This is a genomic window from Gilliamella sp. LMG 34361 (assembly GCF_984569075.1).
Genome location: NZ_OZ474903.1, coordinates 995,767 through 1,022,493, shown reverse-complemented (window position 1 = coordinate 1,022,493; position 26,727 = coordinate 995,767). Strand labels below are relative to the sequence as shown.

At 34.7% G+C, this 26,727-nt stretch carries 25 protein-coding genes; 11 read left to right on the top strand and 14 right to left on the bottom strand.

Features of this window, described 5'->3' with window-relative positions:
* Positions 1-3 precede the first annotated feature (3 nt).
* On the bottom strand, positions 4-1,593 hold the full coding sequence (locus AC5LXI_RS04785) for an ATP-binding protein (protein ID WP_493443750.1): 1,590 nt from the start codon (positions 1,591-1,593) through the stop codon (positions 4-6).
* 236 nt (positions 1,594-1,829) lie between these two features.
* Between AC5LXI_RS04785 and AC5LXI_RS04780 the strand changes: the two genes are divergently transcribed.
* The 7 genes from AC5LXI_RS04780 (at position 1,830) to citX (ending at position 8,495) form a co-directional block, all read left to right on the top strand.
* Complete coding sequence (locus AC5LXI_RS04780) at positions 1,830-3,161, top strand: 2-hydroxycarboxylate transporter family protein (protein ID WP_493444256.1); 1,332 nt, start codon at positions 1,830-1,832, stop codon at positions 3,159-3,161.
* An 83-nt stretch (positions 3,162-3,244) separates the two neighbouring features.
* A complete protein-coding gene (locus AC5LXI_RS04775) occupies positions 3,245-4,090 on the top strand; it encodes a fumarylacetoacetate hydrolase family protein (protein ID WP_493443749.1) in 846 nt (281 codons plus the stop codon).
* 4 nt (positions 4,091-4,094) lie between these two features.
* Positions 4,095-5,129 (top strand): [citrate (pro-3S)-lyase] ligase, encoded by a 1,035-nt coding sequence (citC, locus tag AC5LXI_RS04770; protein WP_493443748.1) that lies wholly within the window; start codon positions 4,095-4,097, stop codon positions 5,127-5,129.
* Between the two features lie 21 nt (positions 5,130-5,150).
* A complete protein-coding gene (gene citD, locus AC5LXI_RS04765) occupies positions 5,151-5,441 on the top strand; it encodes a citrate lyase acyl carrier protein (RefSeq protein WP_493443747.1) in 291 nt (96 codons plus the stop codon).
* Positions 5,438-6,325 (top strand): citrate (pro-3S)-lyase subunit beta, encoded by an 888-nt coding sequence (gene citE, locus AC5LXI_RS04760; protein ID WP_065577565.1) that lies wholly within the window; start codon positions 5,438-5,440, stop codon positions 6,323-6,325. Before citD ends, citE begins: the two co-directional genes overlap by 4 nt.
* Before the next feature lie 12 nt (positions 6,326-6,337).
* Positions 6,338-7,867, top strand: coding sequence for a citrate lyase subunit alpha (citF, locus tag AC5LXI_RS04755; protein WP_081298768.1), 1,530 nt, complete (start codon positions 6,338-6,340; stop codon positions 7,865-7,867).
* Positions 7,868-7,928: 61 nt separating this feature from the next.
* On the top strand, positions 7,929-8,495 hold the full coding sequence (citX, locus tag AC5LXI_RS04750; RefSeq protein WP_493443746.1) for a citrate lyase holo-[acyl-carrier protein] synthase: 567 nt from the start codon (positions 7,929-7,931) through the stop codon (positions 8,493-8,495).
* A 64-nt stretch (positions 8,496-8,559) separates the two neighbouring features.
* Here citX and metB read toward each other — a convergent pair whose 3' ends face one another.
* On the bottom strand, positions 8,560-9,744 hold the full coding sequence (gene metB, locus AC5LXI_RS04745) for a cystathionine gamma-synthase (RefSeq protein ID WP_493443745.1): 1,185 nt from the start codon (positions 9,742-9,744) through the stop codon (positions 8,560-8,562).
* Positions 9,745-9,923: 179 nt separating this feature from the next.
* Between metB and metJ the strand changes: the two genes are divergently transcribed.
* Positions 9,924-10,241: a met regulon transcriptional regulator MetJ gene (gene metJ, locus AC5LXI_RS04740; RefSeq protein WP_065563626.1), complete on the top strand. Its 318-nt coding sequence runs from the start codon at positions 9,924-9,926 to the stop codon at positions 10,239-10,241.
* A gap of 72 nt (positions 10,242-10,313) precedes the next feature.
* On the opposite strand, the gene rpmE is transcribed toward metJ, so the two are convergent.
* From rpmE to AC5LXI_RS04690, 10 genes are all read right to left on the bottom strand, one after another.
* Positions 10,314-10,529, bottom strand: coding sequence for a 50S ribosomal protein L31 (gene rpmE, locus AC5LXI_RS04735; protein WP_034904595.1), 216 nt, complete (start codon positions 10,527-10,529; stop codon positions 10,314-10,316).
* Between the two features lie 141 nt (positions 10,530-10,670).
* The gene (gene degS / locus AC5LXI_RS04730) at positions 10,671-11,723 is read right to left on the bottom strand and encodes an outer membrane-stress sensor serine endopeptidase DegS (RefSeq protein ID WP_493443744.1); all 1,053 of its coding nucleotides are present in this window, start codon (positions 11,721-11,723) and stop codon (positions 10,671-10,673) included.
* A 114-nt stretch (positions 11,724-11,837) separates the two neighbouring features.
* Positions 11,838-13,211, bottom strand: coding sequence for a Do family serine endopeptidase (locus AC5LXI_RS04725; protein ID WP_493443743.1), 1,374 nt, complete (start codon positions 13,209-13,211; stop codon positions 11,838-11,840).
* 83 nt (positions 13,212-13,294) lie between these two features.
* Entirely contained in the window at positions 13,295-13,687 is a 393-nt protein-coding gene (locus AC5LXI_RS04720; protein ID WP_493444255.1) for a Z-ring associated ZapG family protein, read from the bottom strand.
* Positions 13,688-13,745: 58 nt separating this feature from the next.
* Positions 13,746-14,207: a DUF721 domain-containing protein gene (locus AC5LXI_RS04715; RefSeq protein ID WP_493443742.1), complete on the bottom strand. Its 462-nt coding sequence runs from the start codon at positions 14,205-14,207 to the stop codon at positions 13,746-13,748.
* A gap of 248 nt (positions 14,208-14,455) precedes the next feature.
* Positions 14,456-15,721, bottom strand: coding sequence for an MFS transporter (locus AC5LXI_RS04710; protein ID WP_493443741.1), 1,266 nt, complete (start codon positions 15,719-15,721; stop codon positions 14,456-14,458).
* A 41-nt stretch (positions 15,722-15,762) separates the two neighbouring features.
* Positions 15,763-15,885, bottom strand: a complete 123-nt coding sequence (locus tag AC5LXI_RS04705) for a glucuronate isomerase (protein WP_493444254.1) — start codon at positions 15,883-15,885, stop codon at positions 15,763-15,765.
* A 164-nt stretch (positions 15,886-16,049) separates the two neighbouring features.
* Positions 16,050-18,425 (bottom strand): glycoside hydrolase family 31 protein, encoded by a 2,376-nt coding sequence (locus AC5LXI_RS04700; RefSeq protein ID WP_493443740.1) that lies wholly within the window; start codon positions 18,423-18,425, stop codon positions 16,050-16,052.
* Between the two features lie 86 nt (positions 18,426-18,511).
* Positions 18,512-19,921: a glucuronate isomerase gene (gene uxaC, locus AC5LXI_RS04695; protein WP_493443739.1), complete on the bottom strand. Its 1,410-nt coding sequence runs from the start codon at positions 19,919-19,921 to the stop codon at positions 18,512-18,514.
* Positions 19,922-19,936: 15 nt separating this feature from the next.
* Positions 19,937-21,406 (bottom strand): mannitol dehydrogenase family protein, encoded by a 1,470-nt coding sequence (locus AC5LXI_RS04690; RefSeq protein ID WP_493443738.1) that lies wholly within the window; start codon positions 21,404-21,406, stop codon positions 19,937-19,939.
* Between the two features lie 280 nt (positions 21,407-21,686).
* Here AC5LXI_RS04690 and AC5LXI_RS04685 point away from each other — a divergent pair, with 280 nt between their 5' ends.
* Positions 21,687-22,448, top strand: a complete 762-nt coding sequence (locus tag AC5LXI_RS04685) for a GntR family transcriptional regulator (RefSeq protein WP_493443737.1) — start codon at positions 21,687-21,689, stop codon at positions 22,446-22,448.
* A 75-nt stretch (positions 22,449-22,523) separates the two neighbouring features.
* Entirely contained in the window at positions 22,524-23,705 is a 1,182-nt protein-coding gene (gene uxuA, locus AC5LXI_RS04680) for a mannonate dehydratase (RefSeq protein ID WP_493443736.1), read from the top strand.
* Between the two features lie 173 nt (positions 23,706-23,878).
* Here uxuA and AC5LXI_RS04675 read toward each other — a convergent pair whose 3' ends face one another.
* A complete protein-coding gene (locus AC5LXI_RS04675; protein WP_493443735.1) occupies positions 23,879-25,117 on the bottom strand; it encodes an MFS transporter in 1,239 nt (412 codons plus the stop codon).
* Between the two features lie 430 nt (positions 25,118-25,547).
* On the opposite strand from AC5LXI_RS04675, the gene AC5LXI_RS04670 reads away from it, so the two are divergent.
* On the top strand, positions 25,548-26,009 hold the full coding sequence (locus AC5LXI_RS04670; protein WP_493443734.1) for a DUF3597 domain-containing protein: 462 nt from the start codon (positions 25,548-25,550) through the stop codon (positions 26,007-26,009).
* Positions 26,010-26,099: 90 nt separating this feature from the next.
* On the opposite strand, the gene pth is transcribed toward AC5LXI_RS04670, so the two are convergent.
* The gene (gene pth, locus AC5LXI_RS04665; protein ID WP_493443733.1) at positions 26,100-26,684 is read right to left on the bottom strand and encodes an aminoacyl-tRNA hydrolase; all 585 of its coding nucleotides are present in this window, start codon (positions 26,682-26,684) and stop codon (positions 26,100-26,102) included.
* Between the last annotated feature and the right edge of the window lie 43 nt (positions 26,685-26,727).

Genomic DNA, 26,727 nt, shown 5'->3' with positions numbered 1-26,727 from the left:
TAACTATTTAGGTATAAAAACAGAAAAAATCGTTCCATAAGGTTTGTTATCTTCAAATGTGATATAACCATTAGCTTTTTTCACATAAGTTGAAACTAAATGTAAACCTATACCATGTTCGTTCGAATGTTGTGAGGTTACCCCCGGTTGGAAAATTGAATTGCGGATTTTATCGTCTATACCACAGCCCTGATCACTGACTTCTAAAACAATTTCATCGGTTCTATCACTTAAAAATAAATAGATAGATTTATCGCCTTGATTATTTTTTAAACAAGCATTAAACGCATTATCCAGTAGATTACCTAATATTGACATAAATTCTGCTTCTGTTATCTTGGTTGGTAATGCTTCTAAATGACAAGCGGGATCAAATACTAACTTCAAACCAATTTCGTGCGTCTTAGAATATTTACCAATTAATAAGCCGCAAATAGCTGGAACTTGAAAATGACTGGTAATGAAATCGAGATTTTGTTGATTATCTGCAGAATGTAATGCAATAAATGATTCGGCTTCTTCATATCGTTTCATATAAATTAAACCAGATAACGTTGCCATCCAATTAAGATGTTCGTGCCTTAGCGCTCGCAAATTATCCACATACTGTGTCACTTGAGTTAATTGCATACTTAGTAAATTTATATCATCATAATTTCGAAAAGTAATCACCCACCCTTGAATCTCATCATCAACAATCACGCGAATACGATTCGCAATGACAATAATATTATTGAAATAGCAAATATGGTCATGTACATCTTTAGTCTGATTGGTACAACCATAAATAAAATCTGTTGACTTAATAAAATCAGATAAATCATGATTCAGTAGACTATTATCATCAATATCAATATTTAACATACGTCTTGCTGATTGATTAATATTTATAATTTTATAATCAAGATCAATCGCAATAATTCCTTCAAAAATTGATTCCATTATTGATTTCTGACTTTTCACTAATAGTACAATTTCTTGAGGTTCTAAATTAAACATCTGTTTTTTTATAGCTTTAGCAAAGCATAAAGAAAATATAAATAAGGAAAAAAATAAAAATGAACAAAAAATAATGAAAGGAATAAATTGCTGTGTTTGTGATGAAGAAATACCTTCAACCATATAGCCTACAGAAACAATACCGATTACTTTTCCATGGTTTATAATCGGCGCTTTACCTCTTAGAGCGAGACCTAAAGATCCTTCACTGATGGTGGTACTACTAATTCCATTTAAAACATTATGATTGTCATTACCAACCATGGGTAAATATATAGAATTATTAGCGGTATGATAAAGTCGATAAGCATTTGCATCACCAATAACAATATAACTTGCATCACTTTGTTTAAAAATATCCGAAACAAGATTAGCTATCTGATCAGTATCTTTTTCCTCAACATATTTTATCAAGCTAGGAATAACCGCTAACTCTTTAGCTTGAATTTGCGCCTTCTCTCCTAAACTACGATATAAGGCGTTTTCTGTCACATTCCAAATATAGCTTTGCAGTAATAGCAAAACGGCCAATGAAAAGAGCAAAAGAGATAAGAATAACTTTGTCGTGAATGAAAAATGGATTCGTTTTCGCATTTTTATATTTTGTTAATAATTGCTGTATCTGCTAGAAAGTGTAACACAGCGTAAAAAAACTTAGAGCCTTTAAAACCTTAAAAACCACAATTAATCCATGATTTACATCACAAAATTGATATAAATATTTTGTCACTATAGCCACCATTAAAACAAAGCAAAATTATTTTGGAGATAAAAATATGGTGGGTTTAAATTCAGTTGAAAAAACACATAACGTTAATGAACAAGATAAGATGAAACATGAAAATCAAAGACAAAAGTTTTGGCCATCTGGATGGTGGAAACTTATGGATGATTTTAAAATTGGTGTAATTCCTTTACCATTATTTATAATCGCAGGTATGCTTATCTTTGCTGAAGTATTAGTAACAGGTAAATTACCAAGTGAAATAGTTGTCATGGTAGTAACGTGTGCATTTTTTGGTTTTTTATGTGGTGAAATTGGTAAACGTTTACCGGTAGTTGGAAAAATGGGGGCCGCAGCTATTTGCGCAACCTTTATTCCATCAGCATTGGTCTATTATGGCATTTTGCCTACTCCTGTGGTACAAGCAACAACTAAGTTTTATAAAGATACTCATATTTTATATCTTTATATCTGTTGTATTATCGTTGGTAGTATTATGAACATGGATAAGAAAACGCTTATTCAAGGTTTCTTAAAAATCTTTGGACCAATGGTATGTGGTGAAATTGTTGGTATGCTAGTTGGTGTTGGTGTGGGTTATTTATTAGGCTTATCACCATTTGAAACATTCTTCTTCTTAGTATTACCCATTATGGCTGGTGGTGTTGGTGAAGGTGCTATACCATTATCTATCGGCTATGCCTCTATTTTAGGAATGGAACAAGGCGAAGCACTCGGTCGAGTTTTACCAATCGTTATGTTAGGTGGTTTAACTGGTATTATTTGTGGAGGAATTCTTAACCGTCTTGGTAAAACTTATCCACATTTAACTGGTAATGGTCGCTTGTTACCTGCATCAGAAGAAGATCAAATTATCAATAAAACGGCTAAAACAGAATCAGTTATTGATGTGACAACGTTTGCTTCAGGTGTTTTATTAGCCGCTATTCTTTATATGGTTGGTATGATTGGTCACAAAGTAACTGGCATTCCAGCTCCTGTCGGGATGTTATTTGCTGCCGTGTTGGTAAAATTAGTATCAGGTGTTTCACCAAAAGTGTTAAGTGGTTCGCAAGTAGTTTACAAGTTCTTCCAAACATCGGTAACTTATCCAATTTTATTTGCGGTAGGCGTAGCCATCACACCATGGGATAAAATCGTTTCGGCATTCACTGTAATCAACCTAATAGTCATTGTCTGTACAGTAGTGAGCTTAGTCACAACTGGATTTTTTGTTGCTAAGAAATTAGGTATGTATCCCATCGATGCCGCTGTTATTTCTTGTTGCCAAAGTGGCCAAGGCGGAACCGGTGACGTCGCAATACTGACCGCCGCAGAGCGTATGGAATTGATGCCATTTGCTCAAATTGCAACTCGCATAGGTGGGGCGATCAATGTATCGGTATCCTTACTAATTCTAGGTAATTTCTTAGTTTAGTTTATTAAAAAGCAGTCTTAGTTATTACTAAGTTTGCGCAATTTTCATTTAGCGTTTCAATAACCAGCTTTTAAGGAGTATTCATGAAGCTAGTCAGTTATCTTGTATCTGGTCGACCAAGTTATGGTTTATATACTGCGCATGGCATCGTAGATTTAGGCCAAAAACTAGGCGATCAATATCAAGATCTAAAATCCCTTCTTTCTGATAAAGACGGATTAGCTAACGCAAAAAACTTTTTAGATTCACCGAGTGATATCGATGAACAAGCAATAACTTATTTACCCGTCATTGCCAACCCAAACAAAATTTTATGTGTTGGTATGAATTATGCGGAAAAACGCGCGGAATTTAACGAAACTAGTTCTGCGCCAACGTTATTTGTTCGTTTTCCAGATTCTCAAACAGGACATAAGACAAATATTATTAAACCGACGATCAGCAATGAACTCGATTATGAAGGCGAATTAGCAATTGTAATGGGTAAAGAGGCCTTCCACATAAAACCAGCAGAAGCCTTATCTTATGTCGCCGGCTATAGTTGTTATATGGATGGGTCTATCCGTGACTGGCAATATACTTGGTTCACAGCAGGTAAAAACTGGCCAAGTACTGGTGCATTCGGTCCATGCATCACAACCAGTGATGAAATCCCTGATCCAACAGTTTTATCTTTAACCACTTATCTAAATGGTCAGGAGATGCAACACGACTGTATTAAAAATCTTGTGCACACTGTACCAGAACTTATTTCTTACATTAGTACATTTACTCGTTTATCGCCTGGAGATGTCATCCTTACTGGTTCACCTGGTGGCGTCGGAAAAAAACGTAACCCTCCAGTATTTATGAAAGATGGCGATAAGATTGAAGTCGAAATTACAGGAATTGGTCGTTTAACCAATTATGTAGTAGCAGAAAGAGGGTAATTTTATGTATGATTTAGTTGATTATATCATCGTTAATATTTCTAAATCAGAACAAGACTATCAAGAAATTAAGCTATTATTGTCTCGATCTGATCTTGATTTAGACTCACAAGTTACTCTTTTTATGGTAGCGAAAATTCACGATAAAATTATTGCTTGTGCCGGAATGGATCGCAATATTATTAAATGTGTTGCTATTGATCCTCAATATCGCGGTAATCAACTAAATCTGACTTTAATGGATCAAACCATAAAATATGCCAATGAAAACGGCTATTTTCACCTTTTTTTATACACTAAACCTGAAAATATAGATTTCTTCAAAGGATGCGGTTTTTACCCTATTGTTGAAATAACCGATTTAGTTGTTTTAATGGAAAACAATCCGGTCGGAATAAAGCAATATTGTAAACAACTTAATGCACAGAAAAAAGAAGGAAAAAAAATTGGCAGCATTGTTATGAATGCCAATCCTTTTACTAAAGGTCATCAATACTTAGTACAATATGCAGCAAGTCAATGTGACTGGTTACATGTATTTGTTGTCAATGAAAATGCCTCGCAATTTTCATTTGATACACGTTTAAAACTAGTTAAAGATGGCACAAATCAGATAAACAATGTCACTGTGCATGCAAGCTCACCCTATATTATTTCTAGAGCAACATTTCCTACTTATTTCCTAAAAGATAAGACAAAAATTGATCAAGCTTATATGGGTATCGATCTGTTGATTTTCCGAAATTATATTGCTCCAGCGCTCAATATCACTCACCGATTTGTAGGGACTGAACCTATTAATGAAGTAACCAAAGCCTATAACCAAGCAATGCGATATTGGCTTGAAGATAATACGGTAAGTAATCTACCAGCCATTACGGTTGTTGAAGTTGAACGTATAACCGCAAGCAATTGTGTTGTTTCGGCTTCATTAGTAAGAAAGCTACTAGCTACTGGGCAATATGAACAGGTAAAAACGTTGGTTCCTCCAACAACATGGAATTATCTTTCGGCTAATTTGGATAAATTTAAAATTTAATACGTTTTAAAAGGTAAAAAAATGAAAATACAAAAAGAAGCTATGGCTGGCACTCTCGAATCGAGCGATTTGTTAGTTAAAGTCATGCCAAATACGGGGATTGAAATTGTTATTAATAGTGATGTTAATAAGCAATTTGGCGATCAAATACGTGCAGTTGTCAATCAGACTTTAAATGATCTGAATGTAACTGATGGTTTAATCATTATTGACGATAAAGGCGCTTTAGATTGTGCAATAAAAGCACGGGTACAATGTGCTGTGTTACGTGGTGCAGAAGAAACTGAATTAGATTGGAGTAAATTACTATGAAAAAATTACGTCGAAGTATGCTGTTTCTTCCAGGTGCAAATGCAGCAATGTTATCTACATCTTTTGTCTATAAACCAGACTCAATTATGTTTGATCTTGAAGATGCCGTGTCTATCAAAGAAAAAGATTCAGCACGTCTACTCGTCGCGCAAACATTAAAATTACCTGTTTATAAAGAACATGGCATCGAAACTGTAGTTAGAATTAATGCATTAAATACACCATTTGGTCTTAAAGACTTAGAAGCCGTTGTGCGAGCTGGTGTTGATGTTGTTCGCTTACCAATGACCAATAGTGCTGAAGATATTCATGAACTTGAAGCGCATGTTGAACGAATTGAAAAAGAGTGTGGTCGAGAAGTGGGTAGCACTAAATTAATGGCGGCTATTGAATCAGCTCAAGCAGTAGTTAATGCCGTATCCATTGCCAAATCATCGCCACGTTTAATTGGTATCGCTCTTGCGGCATTTGATTATCTAGTCGATATGCAAACAGAACGCGGGGATGGTACTGAACTATTTTATGCACGCTGTGCTGTTTTACATGCTGCTCGCGTAGCCGGTATTGATGCATTTGATGTTGTTTATTCAAATGTTAATGATGATGAAGGCTTTTTAAAAGAAGTCAGCCTAATTAAAAAATTAGGATACAACGGTAAATCATTGATTAATCCACGACAAATTGAGCTATTACATAATGCTTATGCACCTACTGCTAGTGAAGTAGAAAATGCTAAAAAAGTCGTTGAAGCCGCTGAAGAAGGTGAAAGAAAAGGGCTTGGAGTTGTTTCTTTGAATGGCAAAATGATTGATGCACCAATTATTGCTCGTGCGCAAAAAATCATTGAACTAGCTAAATACTCCGGTGTACGTAAAGAAATTTGATAGGATTGAAACATGACAACTTCTATAAACCAAAAAATTGCTGATTTATTAAAACAGCATCCTGATCTTAAAAATATCACACCATTTATTGATGCTAATGCAACCACACCTTATCTAAAAGATGAGTCTAAGTATACCCGTAAATTGTGTGAGTCAATAGAGCAAGCAATAGAAAAGTGTGAACTTCGTGATGGAATGACTATCTCTTTTCACCACGCATTTCGTGAAGGTGATAAAGTTATCAACAAAGTTGTTGAAACCATTAGTAAATTAGGTATTAAAAACCTTACATTAGCTTCAAGCTCATTATTAAGCTGTAATGCCGCATTGATTCCTCACATTGAATCTGGGGTAATTACTAAAATCTATACCTCAGGATTACGTGGAAAATTAGCTGATGCGATTTCACACGGCCTAATGGAAAATCCGGTACATATCCATTCTCACGGTGGTCGAGTCAAATTAATCCAAAGCGGAGAAATTAATATTGATATCGCATTCTTGGCTGTATCAACTGCTGACGAACAAGGTAATGCTAATGGCGTATCAGGTAAATCACAATGTGGCGCCCTTGGTTATGCTATGGTTGATGCTCAATTTGCTAAGAAAGTGGTTTTACTTACTGAAGATATTGTTGGTTATCCTAACCATCCAGCAAGTATCCGCCAAGATCAAGTTGACTATATTGTTAAAGTTGACGAAGTTGGTGACCCAACTAAAATTAGCGTTGGTGCAGCACGTATCACCAGTAACCCTAGAGAATTAATGATTGCCCGCTATGCCGCTGATGTTATCGAAAATTCAGGTTATTTTAAAGATGGATTCTCAATTCAGACTGGTTCTGGCGCATCATCAACTGCAGCGACACGCTTTCTAGAAAATCGAATGCGAGCGAAAAATATCACAGCATCATTTGCTCTAGGTGGTATTACAGCAAGTATCGTCGATCTTCATGAGAAAGGCTTAGTAAAACGTTTACTTGATACACAAAGTTTTGATGGAGCTGCGGGACAATCTTTAGGTAAGAATAAAGATCATATTGAAGTTTCAACCAACGTTTACGCTAATCCAGCCTCAAAAGGTGCGAGTGTTGATGAATTAGATATTGTCATTCTTAGCGCACTCGAAGTAGATTTAGATTTCAACGTTAATGTACTAACAGGATCTGATGGTGTTATGCGTGGTGCATCCGGTGGTCATTGTGATACAGCCGCTGGAGCAAATCTAACTATTATCGTTGCGCCACTAATTCGTAGCCGAATTCCAACGGTAATAAGAAAAGTAACGACAATTGTCACACCAGGAGAAAGTGTAGATGTGTTAGTCACTGACCATGGTATAGCGGTAAATCCTGCTCGTCCTGAAATCGCCGAACGATTAAAAGCGGCTAATTTACCAGTAATGACTATTGAAGAACTTTATCAACGTGCTATTGCATTAACAGGTGAACCAAAACCAATTGAATTTAACGATAAAATTGTTGGGATTGTTCACTTCCGTGACGGCTCAATTATTGATGTTGTTCGTCAAGTCAAAGACTAATTAACTTTGTAATAGTAATAGCATAACAAAATTCTTAGTTATGCTATTACTCAACATCATTATGAATAATCCAACATTAAGATTCGACGATGGCATTAACATAACGCTTGAGCAAATGTTAATGGCTAAAGAAAATCGCGTAAACAATCAGCAACAAGTTTTTGCGCAATACCCTTATCCGCTAATATCATTAAGTTTAGTAATACCTGGACCAATCAAGAAAAGTAGTGGCACTGTATTCTTATTTAATGAAGCTGTAAAAGCTATCCATCAGATGTTAAACCAACATAATATTTCTATTATCCATGAAAAACTTTATGAAAGCATAACTGGTGATGAAGCATTATTATCAATTGATCATAACGTTGATATGCTTAAACAACTGTGTATAAAAATTGAGGAGAGGCATTTTTTAGGACGATTATGGGATATTGATGTCATTGACCCTATTACACAAAAAAGTATTTCTCGGTCTAAATTCGAGCATCATTCTCGACAATGTTTAGTTTGCCATGATAATGCTAAAATTTGTGGTCGAAGTAAACGGCATTCAATTAACGAGATCCTCAGCGCCATTGCCAATAAAGTTAATGATTATCGAAATAATGAAACGAGCTTAAATATATAGCTATCTATATTAATAGAGTCGAAAAATAAGCTATTTTCCAACTCTATTGATAAATTGATGACGGTTAAATATTTGCTAACGCTTGCTCTAAATCACCAATCAGATCATCGATATCCTCGAGACCCACAGAAATACGTAATAATTGATCGGATATACCCGCTGTTTTACGTGCTTCAGCACTAATTCCTGAATGGGTCATTGTAGCTGGATGACATATCAAACTTTCTACGCCACCAAGTGATTGCGCTAAGGTAAAAATATTCAACGCATCTAAGAGTTTAGGCATATCATCGGCAGCACAAGCTAATTCAAAACTCAATAGTGAACCGAAGCCTTTTTGTTGTTTTTTGGCAATGTCATGACCTAAATTTGTTGGTAACGAAGGATGAAAAACTTTAGCAATTTTAGGATGATTAACTAAAAATTCGACGACTTTTTGTGCATTTTCTTGTTGTAATCTAACTCTTGCAGTAAGGGTTCTTAAACCGCGCAATAATAAATAACTATCAAATGATGAAGTTGATGTTCCGATATTATTTGCCCACCACAATACATCTGTAGCTAATTGTTGATCTTTAAATACTAATATTCCGGCTAATAGATCTGAGTGGCCATTTAAAAATTTAGTACAAGAGTGACTAACAATATCAGCCCCTAATTCCAGTGGTTTTTGTAAAATTGGTGTCATAAAGGTATTATCAACCAGAACTAACGCGCCAACCTCATGCGCCTGACGTGCAATATCAGTAATATCAACGACTCTTAATAATGGATTACTTGGCGATTCAATCAATACTAATTTAGGTTTTAAATTCAGCGCTTCTTTTAAAGCAACAGGATCGGATTGGTCTACAAATTTTGTTTTAAAATACCCTTTTTGACTCAAACTATTAAATAATCGATAACTGCCACCATAACAATCATGGGGTGCAATCACGACATCATTTGGACCAAGTAGGGCTACACTGACCAGATGTATTGCTGACATACCGCAATTAGTTAAAATAGCATCTACCCCATCTTCTAATTTTGCGACGGTTTCTTCAACTAATCGTCTACTTGGATTAGATTTGCGACCATAATCAAACTTCCTTGGTGTTGCAAACTCTTCATAACGATAACATGTTGATGGCGTAATAACAGGAACTACGCTACCAAATTGTGCATCTGTATTTAATCCGCCACGAACCGCTATAGTACCTTGACTAAAATTAGCGTCTTGGCCTAAATTTTTAGAATTACTAGCCATAACAACCTTCCTTACCAAACATTTTATTTATTTTTAGAACTCAGTTGTATAAGAATAACACAACAAAAAAAGACGTCAACATGTCTAGACGTCTAACTATCTTGGTGTATAGATTGCAGCTAAGCAAAAAAAACGCTAAAATTACCCACATTATTTGTGATGCGATTTGGTAAAAAAATATGATGGAATGGAACGGCGATTATATCAGCCCTTATGCCGAACACGGCAAAAAAAGTGAACAAGTAAAAAAAATAACAGTCTCAATTCCGTTGAAAGTACTAAAAATATTAACTGACGAGCGCACAAGACGACAGGTCAATAACTTACGTCATGCAACCAATAGTGAATTGTTATGTGAAGCCTTTTTACATGCTTATACCGGTCAACCATTACCTTGTGATGAAGATCTACAGAAAGATCGTGATGATGGCATTCCACAACAAGCACAGAAAATGATGCGAGATTTAGGCATCGACCCTGATTTAATCGACGAATAATTAAATTCACTAAAATAACAGATACGAAAAAGGCGCTTTAAGCGCCTTTTTAACAACCTTAGCTTAGCAAAATTATTTTTTACCACCAACCATTGCAAAACGCTGTTTGAATTTATCAACACGTCCGCCAGTTGCTACATCACGTTGTTTACCAGTATAAAACGGGTGACATTCACCACATACGTCAAGATGAATATCATGACCAATAGTAGAATGAGTTTCAATTTTGTTACCGCAAGAACAAGTTGCTGTAATTGCAGTGTATTCTGGATGGATACCTTCTTTCATAATAAACCTCTAAAGTTTGTTCGTATCGCTATATAAATGGCTCAATTGCAAAATCTATACACCATACGAGTGTTAAATAACATGATAAGGGTGCGAATTATACGTCCTATATTAAAGATAATCAAGTAATAAAAGACCAAGCTAAACAGGTAACTGGCCTATGGTTACTTGAAGTTCAATCTTTTCTCCATTACGCAAAACTATTATGGGGACGATTGTTCCTGGTTTCAACTCAGCAATTTGATCCATTGTTTCAACAATCGATCTTACTGGTTTATTATCAACCATTATTAAAATATCATTAGCTTGTACACCTGCCTGCAAAGAAGGACCTTCAGCATTAGTGACTAAAATACCTAACACTTTTGGGAGATCACTAGTATTTTGTGTTGGAGCAAATTCTAAACCATCAATGCCAATATAGCCTCGTATCACTTTACCATCTTGAATTAATTTATTCATTATTTTAACAGCTAATGCTGTTGGAATAGCAAAACCAATACCTTCAGGAACATCATTACCTAGATTTTTGGCAAATGTCAGAGTATTAATACCCATTAATTCACCTTTAGTGTTAACTAAAGCACCACCAGAATTACCATGATTAATGGACGCATCAGTTTGAATAAAATTTTGTCGACGATATGGACTGAGTCCATCACGCCCTGTCGCACTAATAATTCCTTGGGTAATGGTTTGACCAATATTGTATGGATTACCAATAGCTAACACTACATCACCAATTTTCGGATCTCGTTTAGGATTTATATGTATAGTTGGGATATTAGTTGCCTCTATCTTAAGTACAGCAATATCAACTAACTTATCAGAACCTATAGGCAATGCTTCATAAATTCGACCATCTTGCAATGCAACAATAATCTGTTCGGCGCCATCAACAACGTGATAATTGGTGACGATATAACCATGCTCACTCATAATTACACCCGATCCTAATGGTGTGATTGGGGGTTCTTGCGATTGTTCTGGAATGGAACTGATTGAGCGACTATATATATTAACGACTGCTGGAGCAGCAATCTTAACCGCATCAGAATAACTCATAGGCTCATCATTAAAAATAGATCTTGAAAAATCAGATTGGGTTCCATTTCTTAAAGAAGGAAAAATAATGAGTAACACTATCGCTAAAACAGCACCAATTAATATTGGCCAAAGAAACTTTTTAAGCATAATTATTATTAGCAAGAAGAGAATAGTTGATAGGATTCTATCATAACTAACTGAGGGTTAAAATGGAGTTTTCGTCGATGCAAAAGCATCGACGATTTATAGCGAGATAATCACTTAGCGTAAAATAAGATATAGACGGCTATCACCTCTGACAATATTTAAAGCAATTGCCGAAGGATTGCTATCAATAATTTTACGTAGATCGGAAATACTTTCGACTCTCGTCTTATTAACGCCTGTGATAATATCGCCTTCTTGTAAGCTTAAACGAGAAGCAGGTGAATTTTTAGCAATACTTTCAATCAATACACCTTTTTGACCCTTTACATCACCATTAGTCAATGTAGCTCCATCAAGCGCTGGATGAAGAGATTTAGCCTCGGTACTTAATTGGTCACTGTTCTTCAATTTAACTTCAACAGAAATCTCTTTACCATCACGAATTAAACCTAATTTAACGGTACGACCAGCACCAGTTGTTGCGATTTTAGCACGTAATTCTGCGAAACTATCAACCGGTTTACCATCCATTGAGATGATGACATCACCAGATTTAATACCTGCATCTTTCGCGGCTGAATCGTCCATCACTTCACTAACAAAGGCACCCTTCTGTATTTCAAGGTCAAATGCTTTAGCGATATCTGATGTTAATTCGTTACCTTTTATACCTAAAACACCTCGTTTAACTTCACCATATTCAATAAGTTGAGAAGTTAAACTCTTAACCATATTACTAGGTATAGCAAAACCAATGCCTACATTACCACCACTTGGTGCAATAATAGCGGTATTTATCCCAACTAGTTCACCGTTTAAGTTAACTAAAGCACCACCTGAATTACCTTGGTTAATTGAAGCATCGGTTTGAATGAAATTCTCAAATCCATTCATACTTAGACCACTACGTGCTAAGGCTGAAATAATACCTGATGTAACTGTTTGACCGATACCAAATGGATTACCAATTGCAACGGCGTAATCTCCAACTCGAGCTTTATCTGAATCAGCAAGTTTAATTGCGATCAATTTTTTAGCATCATCTACTTTTAATAAAGCAATATCACTTTGCGGATCTTTACCAATTAATTTTGCTTGATATTCATGACCATCGTTTAAGACAACAGTGATTTTGTCAGCGTTATCAATAACATGATTATTAGTAACAATATAACCTTTTTCGGCATCAATAATTACACCAGATCCTAACCCTGAAAATGCTCTTGACTGGCTATCTGGATAACCAAAGAACCGTCTAAATTCTTCCGGCATATTATTTTGCATTTTAGCCGTACCTTCAACTTTAATACTGACTACTGAAGGTAAGACAGTTTCCAACATTGGAGCCAACGATGGTTGCTGTTGATTATTATCTGTTGGTAAAAATGGGAATGCAGCATAAGCATTAGATAATGTGGTTAAACTTAAACCTAAGCTTAATGCAATTACGCTCAATACTTTTTTGGGTTTTCGTAAAGAATGACTCATCATGAAACTCTCTTATTTAAAGAATTTATATTTAAAACATAAATTTCGTTAATCTAATCAGACTAGGAAATATTTAAGATTAATTAAGATTTAACATCATCACTTTTGAATAATCCTGAAGGATTATCTGCATAGTCTTTAGGCTGTTTTTCAAGCGTTAGTTCGTTTTTAACAATTATATCATTATTGACTGCTTCTAAATCAATCATCGGCATGTCATCGGAAGTTACAAATTGTCCTGAAGTTTCAGCAATATGTTCATATAAGCGGCGAAAATCTTTGGCCATATTGTCCAATATTTCAGCGCTATGCGAAAAATGTTTAACCATCATTTGTTTTTGAGATGCTAATTCTTCTTGAGCTTGTTCCAATTCACGTTTAACTTTTGTGTATTTACGTCCTTTTTGAGAAACAAAATTCATGAATATCATACCTATAATGAATCCGATTATTAGGCCTATGACAATATAGGTCATCATACTTTTGTCCATATCTCACTCCTGTATCTTTGCATAATTATAAATATTGTTTAACTTATTTTGCATGGTTAGCAAGTTTAATCAATTGTTTTTTTAGTTTTTCAGGCGCATGCTCTGCCACTGCATTTAAATATTTTGCTGTTTGGATTGTAATCACATTATTAATTTTAGCATTCTTATCAAAAAAATTAACTGATTGCGAATAATTTGTCGCAATAGCAGGATTGATCTTATATTGAATAGAGGATAACGAAGGTAAGATTTTTTTACGTATAGCTGAAATTAAATTACTTTGTTCATATTTTATTCTTGTTAACCAGTTAGCCGAACTAACCTCAAGAATAAGAACACCTTGACGATAATTTGCAACTCTATATTGCTGGTTTAACGGCGTTGGAAGTAATTCATCAACAACTTTCGCTAATTGACTCAATGCTAATGTCCTTTCATGTATCTGGGATAATAAAGACCCTTGTGACAAAAGACTGGTCAACATTTTTGGCTCATTATCACGCATGAATTAGTTTTATCCTTCTCTTTTGCTAAAATTAATGCTAGTTAATTTTTAACATAAACAACTCAATACTTAGTAATTTACCTGATCTAGTTAAAAAAGTCGTGTAAAAAAATAATATTTACAGTTTATTTGAATTATTGAAAATGAATAGAAAGACTAAACAAAATAATTAGACATCCTAAAAAAATAATAGGTAGAATCAAAAAAATTTGATCCTACCTATATTATTATTAATTATTTATTAGTGATTAATCAGTAGCTCTAACTCGTTTTTCTCGAATAAATGTCCAAAGGACAATTGCACCAATTACATCAAAGAAAGCTAGTGCAATAAAGAAAGGACCAAAACCAATTATACCTACAAATGCGCCAATGAAAAGGTTAAATATTAGCTGGCCTGTCCAAGCACAAGCACCTGCCATTCCAACAGCTGTCGCAACCTGATTTTTCTTGAATAAATCGCCACCTAAAGTTGATGCAACAGTAGATAATAATTGATGAGAGAACCCTCCAAGACTGATTAAAAATACTGCTAAGTATGGATTTTCAACTATACTAACAAAGCCAATTGTCATCATTAACACCGCGCCGATAGTAAAGGTAATTAATCTTGAATTTATTAATGATATTCCACGGTCATTAAAAAACTTAGCAACAAAACCACTTGCTAGACAACCTAGATCTGCCATTAAAAATGGTAACCAAACAAACATAGCAATTTCTTTTAAACTAAAATGCAATGTTTCAACAAAGAATATTGGTACCCAAAAATTGATTGTTCCCCATGCAGGGTCAGCAAGAAAACGAGCTATACCAATACCCCAGAAATTACGCTGACTAAGGATTGTTTTAATAGATACTTTTTCTTTTTTGTTATTGCTGTCCAAATATTTTTCTTGCCCTGCTTCAATATACTCTTTTTCTTCAGGAGATAATATTTTTGAATCTTTAGGATCACGATAAAAACTAAACCATGCAAATGCAGCAAGTAATGCTAGAGAGCCAGAAACAACAAAAGCAAATTGCCAACCTTTAAATAAAATACACCAAGCAATTAAAGGTGGAGCTAACATAGCACCGAAAGAGGTACCCATATTAAACACACCTGACGCAATACCCCTCTCTTTTGCTGGAAACCATATTGATGCAGTTTTTATTCCTGCTGGAATAGCTGATGCTTCACTAAAGCCCATCACCCCACGCATGAAAGCTAAACCTTGCCAAGTACCTGTCAAAGCATGCCCCATGGTTGCTAGCCCCCAAATTACGGCACAGATAGCAAATCCAAGTCTTAGGCCAATAGTATCAATAAAGAAGCCCATGATAGGTTGACCTATTGTGTAAGCTAACTGGAATGCACTGACGATCCAAGAATATTGCTCTTTAGTAATACCCGTAGTTTCTAAAATTGTCGGCGCAGCAACGCCTAATGCCGTTCGATCAAGATAATTGATAATTGTAATAGCGCAGACAAGTAAAATCATGCACCATCGAAATTTTGGAATTTTTCTCATTTCGTTTCCTTCGTCCTATTTAATGTTAATTCGTATTATTACTATTTAGAAAAATAATGATTTGCATTGTTAAAACAAATATTGCTAATAATGTTGCCAATTGAGTCAAAATCAGCGGGAACTTTGCCATTTACCATCCAATTGCTAAGCTGATCACCAAGAATATGCCTAAAATATTAATGTTTGGTAAATAATAAGAAACTACGAGGATTAGTTAACCTGCCGATAAATTAACTTAATCCCAAAATTTTTTTGAAAGAAATATGCTTCAATTTTAATTTAGTTTAACTTCTCAACCTAATTAGTATTAGGTTGAGAGATAACCAAATTATTTAATTAATTCTAAAGATACTTTATCCATTTGATGACCATTAATGAATAGTGTGCGAGATTCACCTTTCGGTAAAGTAATCTTAATTTCATTCCAAGCTGGCTGATATTCCCCTTTTGCTTGCATTTGAAGATCAATTCGTTGATTATTAGATGTTAACTCCCAAGATATCCATAATGCTTTACCTTTTTGATAATCATAACTTTCACCATCATCTTCAAAAAAACTGCCTTTTGTCGAATGAACACCTTTCGCTGGAAAAACTTTAAATTCTCTATAATCATCTAATTGATGATTAACGTAAGCCATGCGCTTAGACATAGGAATTATAGCACCAGCCCTAACTAATAAAGGGAATGATTCAAGTGGGGCAGGTAAAGTTATTGATTGTTTACCACTAAACCATTGATGTGTATGGTAACAATACCAACCGGTATTATTTTCTGGTAAATAAACTTCACGCTCTCTTTGACCTGGCTCAACAATGCTAGCAACTAACAAATCTTTACCAATCATAAAATCGTCAGTTTCGGTAAACGTATTTGCATCATGTTCATGATCCAAAAAAGTAGGTCTCAACATTGGTTCATCATTGTAATGAGCTTGCCATAATAAATTATAGAAATAAGGTAGTAATTGATAACGAAAACAGATAGTATCTCGAATTATCGGCGTAACTTCCGGGTACATCCAAGGTTCATTAACAGTATGATCATCATTCCAAGAGTGAATGGTAAAACGAGGATGCATAATACCATTTTGCACCCAACGTACAAAAAGTTCGGGTTCAGGTTTATCACCAGAAAAACCACCTACATCATGACCAACATTGTACAGTCCTGATAGACTCATACCTAATCCCATACGGGTATTATATCGAAGCGTTTGCCAACTTGTTCGATTGTCTCCTGACCATGTTTGCACATAACGTTGAATACCTGCACAACCAGAACGAGATATTAAATAAGGGCGAATATCTGGTTTATAACTTTGTTGCGCTTCCATTGATGCTCTACACATTAGTAATGGCATTACTGGTCTGATATGTTTAATGGCTATTTCCTTACCGAAACCATTACAACGAGCTTCTGCATCCCAAACTTCGAATTCATTATTATCATTCCAAGTAGAATCAATACCCATTTCAAGAAGTTGCTTGGTGACATTGTTTTTCCACCAATTAAATGTTGCTGGATTAGTAAGATCTAAATTAGAACCTTCATCATCCCAAAACATTGAACGTTCCGGATTATCACTTTCTGAATCTTTGATAAAAAGTCCCTTCTCCACAGCTTCCTTATATTTAGGATGATCTTGTAACAAACATGGTTTTATATTAGCAGCAATTCTTAAACCTGCCTCATGATAAGATTTTGTGAAAGCTTTCGGATCAGGGAATTTATCATAATTCCAATTAAAGACATACCTTTTACCATTAATCGAGGTATAGCCTGATGACAATTGAAATGAATCACATGGAATACCGTGCTCTTGACACAGATCAATAAAATTTTGCATCTGCTCTTGAGCATTAGGCGCATCAGTATAAAACATTGTTGAACCGCTGTAACCTAAACTCCACTTAGGGCCAAAAAACGTTTTACCGGTTAACTTAATGAAAGATTTAGTAACATCAATAATTTTCGGCCCTAAGAAGAAATAGAAATCAATATCCCCTGCTTCAGCTTGGTAACGACGATATGAAAGGTGATAATTATCATGTTCCATTCCCAAATCTATCCAACAACTGCTTAAATTATCATAAAATAACCCGAAACTAACTTCGTTTCGATGGGTAATGGTAAACGGTATATGCTTATATAGAGGATCAGTATCCTTAGCATTATAACCCATTGAATCAAGATTACGCATTTCAAAGCGGCGGCCAGCACGATTAAGGTCGCCCGCTTTCTCACCCAAACCATAATAATGTTCATCTTTATATCTTCGTTGATAATGAGCAATACCATCACCATGAGGATTAATTAAATAAGCACTAGTACTTCTATCCTCAACCAGCAATTGCCACTCACCAAATTCATTCTTAAATTCCCATTTTAGTGATAATGGTTGATCAATAGTTACTCTTAACTGGCTTGTACTAATAATAACTTTATTGTCTTGTTGCAATAATTCATATTTTGGTAAAGAAAAACCTTTGGTGCTTAATCGATCACGACCTTCTAATGGCGTATCTTGATTAGGAGCAATACTCCATGTTCTATCAAGTGATAAACTATTATTTCGTTTAATTAAAACACGAAACATCTTTTCTTCAAGCACATACAGGCAAAAATTAAATCGATTATCCACCAATAATTCAATGCAATTATTTTGATCCTGCTTAAAAATCCATGTCTTTAATGTTTTCATATAACTATCCTAAAAATTAATAACTCTTTTCCAATACCAATCGTCTGATTCTAATATTTCTATCTTTTAGACAAAAATAAACTTAATTAATGAGAACCAAAGTAACGATTTGCATTGTTGAAACAAATATTGCTTATCATGTTGCCAACCAAGTCAAAATCAGCCGGAATTTCTCCATTTTTCATCCAATTACCGACCAGATTACAAAGAATCCGTCTAAAATATTCATGTCTGGTAAATGATAAGAAACTACGGGAATCAGTTAACATACCAACAAATTGACTTAATAATCCCATTTGAGAAAGTTGCATTAATTGGCGTTCCATGCCATCTTTCTGGTCATTGAACCACCAGCCCGAACCAAACTGAATTTTTCCGGCAATACCTGAACCTTGAAAGTTGCCAGCCATTGTCGCTAAAACTTCGTTATCACGAGGGTTTAAACAATACAAAATAGTTTTAGGTAGTTCGTCTGTTAAATCTAAGATACCTAATAATGAAGAGAGAGGTTCAGCAACTGGCCTATCACCGATCGAGTCAAATCCAGTATCTGGACCTAGAACTTTAAACATTCTTTGATTATTATTACGTAGCGCACCTAAATGTAATTGCATTACCCAATTACGTTTATGATATTGCTTACCTAACCAAACCAATACAGCGGTACTAAATTGTGCAATTTCTAATTCACAAAGAGGTTGATTGGCAAGACGTTTTGTTATTATTTGATCGAGCTGTTTTTCAGAAGGAATATCTGCATAACGTAAAATTTCAATGCCATGATCGGCTGCTTCACAGCCATGTTGTTCAAAGTGATCTAGCCGTTTGGTTAATGCACAAAGTAGTTTTTCAAAATTATTAATTTCGATATCAGTAACCTGGCCTAATTGAGCAATATAATCAACAAAGCCTGTTAGTTCGATTTTAAAGACCTTATCTGGTCGCCAACTAGGCCTCACTTTAGTTTGAAATGAACTATCTAATGCAATTTGTTTGTGATATTCAAGTGAATCAATAGGATCATCTGTTGTGCCTACTGCTTTGACATTCATTTGCGTCAAAATACCACGTGTTGAAAATTCAGCCGTCGCTAATTTAGCATTTGCCTCTGTCCAAATTTTATCTGCTGTTTTTTCATTAAGAAGAATATCTTTTATACCAAATGGTCTTTTTAACTCTAAATGAGTCCAATGATAAATTGGATTTCCAAGCGTCAAAGGAACAACTTTTGCCCAAGTTAGATATTTTTCATAATCAGAAGCATCACCTGTGATAAATTTTTCATCGATACCTGCTGTGCGTAATACTCGCCATTTATAGTGATCACCGGCTAACCAAATTTCAGCTAAATTACCAAAATTTTTATTTTCCGCAATATCTTTTGGCGGTAAATGGCAATGATAATCATATATAGGTTGATCTTTAGCGTAATCAAAATACAGTTTTTCAGCCACATCAGTTTGTAACAAAAAGTTATCATCTAAAAATTTTTTCATTGTTTTCAGTCCAATTTATAAAGATAAATCCTTAATAGTTTGTTTAGCGCCTTTCTCCATTAATGAAAGATAATGTTTGGTTATCTTGTCTTTAAATAATGGATTATTAGGCAGATCAGAGCCAAAAACAGCTTCCAAACTTAATAACGTGTTAACTCGCTCTACACCATCATCACTAGCAGCAACAAGTCGTTTCAATTCATCAACCATTGGGTCACGAATATCAATTATTTGGTTATGATCATCAATACCACCAACATATCGCATCCAGCCAGCTACCCCTAAAGCGAGTAATGAAAAATCAGAATTATGTTTGATATGCCAACGAATAGAATCAAGCATGCGTTGTGGTAATTTTTGGGTACCATCCATAGCAATTTGCCATGTTCTATGTTTTAGTGATGGGTTACTGAATCTTTCAATAAGTTTTTCAGCATATTGTTGTAAATTAACGTGCGAAGGAACATTTAAGGTTGGTGCTTGTTGTTGCAGCATTAATGATAAAGTCGCTTTTTTATAATTTTCGTCATTCATACAATCATTAATATGCTCATAACCAGCTAAATAACCTAAATAAGCTAAAAATGAATGGCTACCATTTAACATTCGAAGTTTCATTTCTTCATATGGAACAACATTATCAACAAATTCCGCACCAACTTCATTCCAATTAGGTCGAGATGTCACAAAATTATCTTCAATAACCCATTGAATAAATGGCTCACAAGCAATACCACAAGGATCAAACACGCCTCCTAATACCTCTTGAATTTCTTCTAAGGTCTCTGAAGTTGCAGCAGGAACAATACGGTCAACCATCGTACATGGGAAAGTGGTATTGGTTTCAATCCATTTTGCTAACTCTGGATCACGGGCATTAGCTAAATCTAAAATAGCTTTGCGCAATACTAAGCCGTTTTCTGGCATGTTATCACAGGATAAAGCAGTAAATGATTTTAAACCTCGTTGCATTCTTCTATGTAATGCTTCAACAATAACGCCCGGCGCTGACATAGGTTTACTTGGTGAAGCTAAATCGGCTTTGATTAATTCATTATTCAAATCCAATCCCGTCCCACCAGGCAACATACAATAACCTTTTTCTGTTACTGTTAACGAAACAATTTCCACCAGCGGATCCGCCATTTTTTCTAAAATTGTTTCTATACCGTCAGTTGGAGCTAACAATGACTCTTTAACACTACCTATAATATAGGCTTGTTTAGATGTTGCCCCTTTTTCTAATACTGTATAGAGATGATCTTGTTTGCGAATATCATTGATTAACTCTTCACCTCCAACAATATTCACTTCACAAATAGCCCAATCACTATTGCCTTTATTTAACAGGCGATCAGTAAATAATGCCTGATGTGCTCTATGAAAGGCGCCGAAACCGATATGAACAATACGAGCAGTCATTGTTTTCCTATTGTATAAAGGTTTATTTTTAATTGATTGTGGGGTTTTTAATAAATTGAGCATTTTTTATACCATGATTGACTAGTTAACAACATTTATTGGTTAGACATATTTTCATTTGTTGACAAATTTTTCATCTATATTTTTTAACTTTTGTGACTTTCGTCACATTTTTTGGTTTATTTTATGAGGATGTTTGCTAAAATCTCTATAATGTATAATAACATTGGTACACCAATTTAACGGTATTATATATTTCTTTTATCATTCACTTAGAGGAGTTGTGATAATTAGCGTATAATTATCTGCAACAAACTTAATAGAATTCTGAGGATTATAGATTATGCCAAGAGTCAATCGACTCTATCAAAAAATTGGTAATGAGTTAAAATCATTATTAACTAGTGGGACCTTTAAAATTGGTGACCGACTACCACCAGAAAGAGATATTGCTGAAACATTTAATGTTAGTCGAACGGTAGTTCGAGAAGCATTAATTATGTTAGAGCTTGAAAAATTAATTGCCGTAAAAAAAGGCTCTGGTGTTTATGTTATTGGTTTACCTGACGAGTTCTTATCCGAAAAAGATAGAGAAATAGAGGAAGAAGATTTTGGCCCATTTGAGCTGTTACAAGCAAGACAACTTCTTGAAAGTAACATTGCCGCATTTGCTGCGTCACAAATTGTAAAGTCCGATATTATTGAGTTAAGAAATATAATTGAACAAGAACGGCAAACATTAGAACAAGAAGTACTTGATGACTATAGTGCTGATGAAATGTTTCATGTTGCAATAGCTCGAGCCACAAAAAACTCAATACTTGAGCGTCTGTTAGAAGACTTATGGTCAAAACGTTCATCAAGTAAAATGTGGGACCAATTGCAAAGTAGAATAATTGATCATAGTTATCGAAAAAAATGGTTATATGATCATGAAAGAATTCTACAGGCACTACAATTAAAAGATTCAATGGCGGCACGCCACGCTATGTGGCAACACTTGGAAAATGTTAAACAAACATTAATGACAGTTTCTGACAGTGAAGATCCAAATTTTGATGGTTATTTATTTGACTCTATTCCAGTCACTATTGTTAACCAATAGAAACAAATATGCATTGTTTATGGATCTTCATTTTAGAATAAATTAGTAAATGAAAAATCATTGAGGAGATTTTAGATGGAACAAACAATGCGCTGGTTTGGACCTAACGACCCTGTATCATTGGCCGATATTAGACAATCAGGGGCAACAGGAATTGTTACAGCCTTACACCATATACCTAATGGTGAAGTTTGGACAATTGATGAGATTGAAAAACGAAAAAAAGTGATTGAAGACAGTGGCCTTACTTGGTCTGTTGTTGAAAGTATTCCTGTTCATGAAGAAATTAAAACCCATTCTGGTAATGTTGAACAACATATTGCCAACTATCAACAGTCGATTCGTAATTTAGCTGCTTGTGGTATTGATACAGTTTGTTACAACTTTATGCCTGTATTAGATTGGACACGTACCGATCTTGGTTATCAATTACTGGATGGTTCTCGAGCATTACGTTTTGATCAAATTGCTTTTGCAGCATTTGATATTCATATTTTAAAACGACCTAATGCTGAAAAAGATTATTCACAAGAAGACCTGCTTTCAGCAAAAATTTATTTTGAAAATATGACTCAAACCGATAAAGATAAACTGGTTGGAAATATTATTGCAGGTTTACCAGGTGCTGAAGAAGGTTATTCACTCGATCAATTCCGAGCACATCTTGCAACTTATGACGGTATTGATAAAGCTAAATTGCGCGAAAATTTTGCTTATTTCTTAAAAGCCATCGTTCCAGTGGCAGAAGAAGTTGGCGTAGTTCTAACCGTTCATCCAGATGATCCTCCTAGACCAATTTTAGGTTTACCACGCATTGTTTCGACCATCGAAGATATGCAATGGATGAAAGAGACTGTTGATAGTATCCATAACGGGTTCTGTTTTTGTACTGGTTCTTATGGTGTTCGTAGCGATAATGATCTAGTTACAATGGCTGAAAAATTTGCTGATCGAGTACATTTTATTCATCTACGCGCAACGGTTCGTGAAGATAATCCATTATCTTTTCATGAAGGCGATCATCTAGCCGGGGATGTTGATATGTATGGCGTGATTAAAGTGCTTATTACTGAAGAAGAACGACGTAAAAAAGCGGGAATTAAACGTTCAATACCGGTTCGTCCAGATCACGGTCACCAAATGCTTGATGATCTGAATAAAAAAACTAATCCAGGTTATTCAGCGATAGGTCGCTTAAGAGGTTTAGCAGAAATTCGTGGCGTTGAATATGCAATTAGACGTGCATTTTTTGAGTAAAACTTAAGTATCTTTTAATTATCTTAATTTCTTAGTTATCTTAGTTAAAGGGCCCATAATAATGGGCTCTATTATTTTCTTAATTTGCACATAAAAATAGCGTGATATACACACTATTTTCTCTTACATACTTTGTAGTTAGGATGTGTTTCTACATAGAATTTATTATTAAATTAATTACTATTTTTTTGACTACGTTGATATAACAAAGTACACATAATGATTGCACCAATGATATCTAAAAAGCCCATAGTTATAAAAAATGGTTTAAAACCTATAGTTGCAACAAATTGACCGACAATTATAGTAAATAAGAAACTAGCAATCCAAGCAGAACTTCCGCGTAAACCATTCACCGTTGAAACTTCTCTTCCTGAAAAATTTTCAATAACTTGGATAGTAAGCATTGCAGATAGCATTTGATGTCCCCATGCCCCAATTGCAATCAAAGCTATCGCCGCATATGGACTTTCAGTCAAACTAGCAAACGCCATCGATAACATGAAAAAAGCCGCACCTAAATAAGTGGCACATGCAGCATTTATTCGAGAAAGACCAAAATTTTTATTTAGCATTCTGGAAAAATATCCAGATGATAATCCACCAAAATCTGCAGCAAGAAATGGAATCCAAACAAACAATGCCATCTCTTTTAATTGCATTCCACGTTCAGTTAATAAGTAATATGGCACCCAAAAATTAACTGCAGCCCAAGCTGGTTCAGCTAAAAATGCAGGAATAGCAATACCATAAAATTTCTTTTTAACCACAACTTGTTTAATTGCTACCCAAATATTTTTATTTTGTTGGCTTTCGTTATCATCTTGATCTGCAATAATATATTTCTTTTCAGCTTCTGATAGATAACGACTTTTTGATGGTTCGCTAAAGAAGAAAAACCAAATACCAGCCCAAATGATTCCTAATGAACCTGGTATCAAAAATGCTAATTGCCATCCACCAAATTGGTGAATAGTATAAATCAAAGGAGGAGCGATCATAGCACCTAAAGAAAAACCGACCATACTCCAACCATTAGCCACAGCTCGTTCTTTCTTAGGAAACCATAAACTAATTACTTTAGCATTTGCAGGCGCAACAACAGATTCAGCTCCGCCCATAACAAAACGTAGAATAGCTAAATGAACCCAAGCTCCTGCACCAGCGTGGAGTACACACATAACCGACCATATTACAACCATAATTGCAAAACCAATACGTAAGCCTATTACATCTACAAACCAGCCAACAATTGGTTGGAAAATAGTATAAGCTAATTGGAAAGCACCTGTAATATAAGAGTATTCTTTTGGTGTAATATCTAAATCTTTAATAATTTCCTGAGCCATAATGCCTAAGGCATTCCTATCAACATAATTAAGAATAACTCCTGTAGCAAATAAAATAATCATCAGCCAACGGATATATCCTCCTGACTTCAATATGGCACTCATAATAACCTCTAGTTGTAATGTAAATTTCTAATAAATAATTTTTTACCAAAATTGGTAAACCAAATATTAGCTTTATTTTTGATGTTAGTATTCCAAAATTAATCAAAATCGTGATGTAGATCACATTACGACCAATATTGGTATAACATCTTAGCTAATTTAATTACAACTTATTAATAATAATATGAATGAATTAACCAAAATGATTTGAGGAAAAATAGATTGGTATGGAATTAAGAGATACGCAAAAGTGATATTACAAAAAATGCTATTGGTTAATTGTGGCTTTGACACTATTTATATTTAACCGCTATACTTAAAGGGCTATTTTCTACATCTATATCGTTAAGCAGTTTTTAATAAGCAGTTTAAACTTAAGGGGTGTAAAATGGGTATCTTAAATAATATTTTTTCTAAAATATTTCCAAGCGCACAAGCCGCTGTAGGTCATGCAAAAGACGCAGTGAAAGAGCAAGTTGATAAAATCACAGACACCGTCAAAGATAAAACTTCAAACAATACGACTGCTAGTGATAGTAATAGTAATACCGATCAAACTCAACAAAACCCATCAGAAAACAAGTCTCCGATATCTGAAGTCGATGTAATGTCAATTTTAGATAATTTAGCTAAAAAGTTTCCTGAAAAACTTAATTGGAAGACATCAATTGTTGATTTGTTGAAATTATTAGGTATTGATAATAGTTTAGATGCACGTAAAAAACTAGCAACTGAACTTAATTATACCGGTAGTACAGACGATACCGCAGCAATGAATACATGGTTAATCAAAGAAGTAATGAAGAAAATTGCTGAAAAAGGCGGTAACGTTTCTCACTTATTTTCTTAATCTGAAATGGATACGTGATTTGTCATCCACCTGTTCATCAGGTGGATTTTTTATATTCAGTTTATTATGCAGCAGGTTTTCTTAGCAAAGTTAAGCTTTGAATGAATGTAAACGATTCATAGCACTTTCTATGCCATCTGTTAATAGAATATCCGTGCAATATACTGACTCGTCAATAGCTTTATCAATTAACTCTTGTTCAGGTTTGGATGGTTTATTTAAAACGTAACCGACTACCTTATTTTTATCGCCTGGGTGTCCAATACCAATTCTCAATCGGTAAAAATTCAAATTATTTCCGAGTTTACTGGCGATATCTTTTAATCCATTATGACCACCATGGCTACCGCCAAATTTTAATTTAGCAATCCCCGGATTAAGATCTAATTCATCATGAGCAACTAATATCTCATCGGGCTTAATTTGATAAAAAGAAACCATTGCTTGAACAGCTTTACCACTCAAATTCATAAAGGTAGTTGGTACTAACAAACGAACATCATGACCATTAATATTAATTCGTGAACTGTATCCAAAAAACTTAGGATCGTTTTTTAGTGGCTGATTATAACGTTCAGCAAGAAGATCCACATACCAAGCACCCGCATTATGGCGAGTTGCAGCATATTCATTACCGGGATTTGCTAAACCTACAATAAGTTTGATTGTTGTCATAATAATAGTTTAATCATTAATTACGATTAGTAAAAAGCCCCTA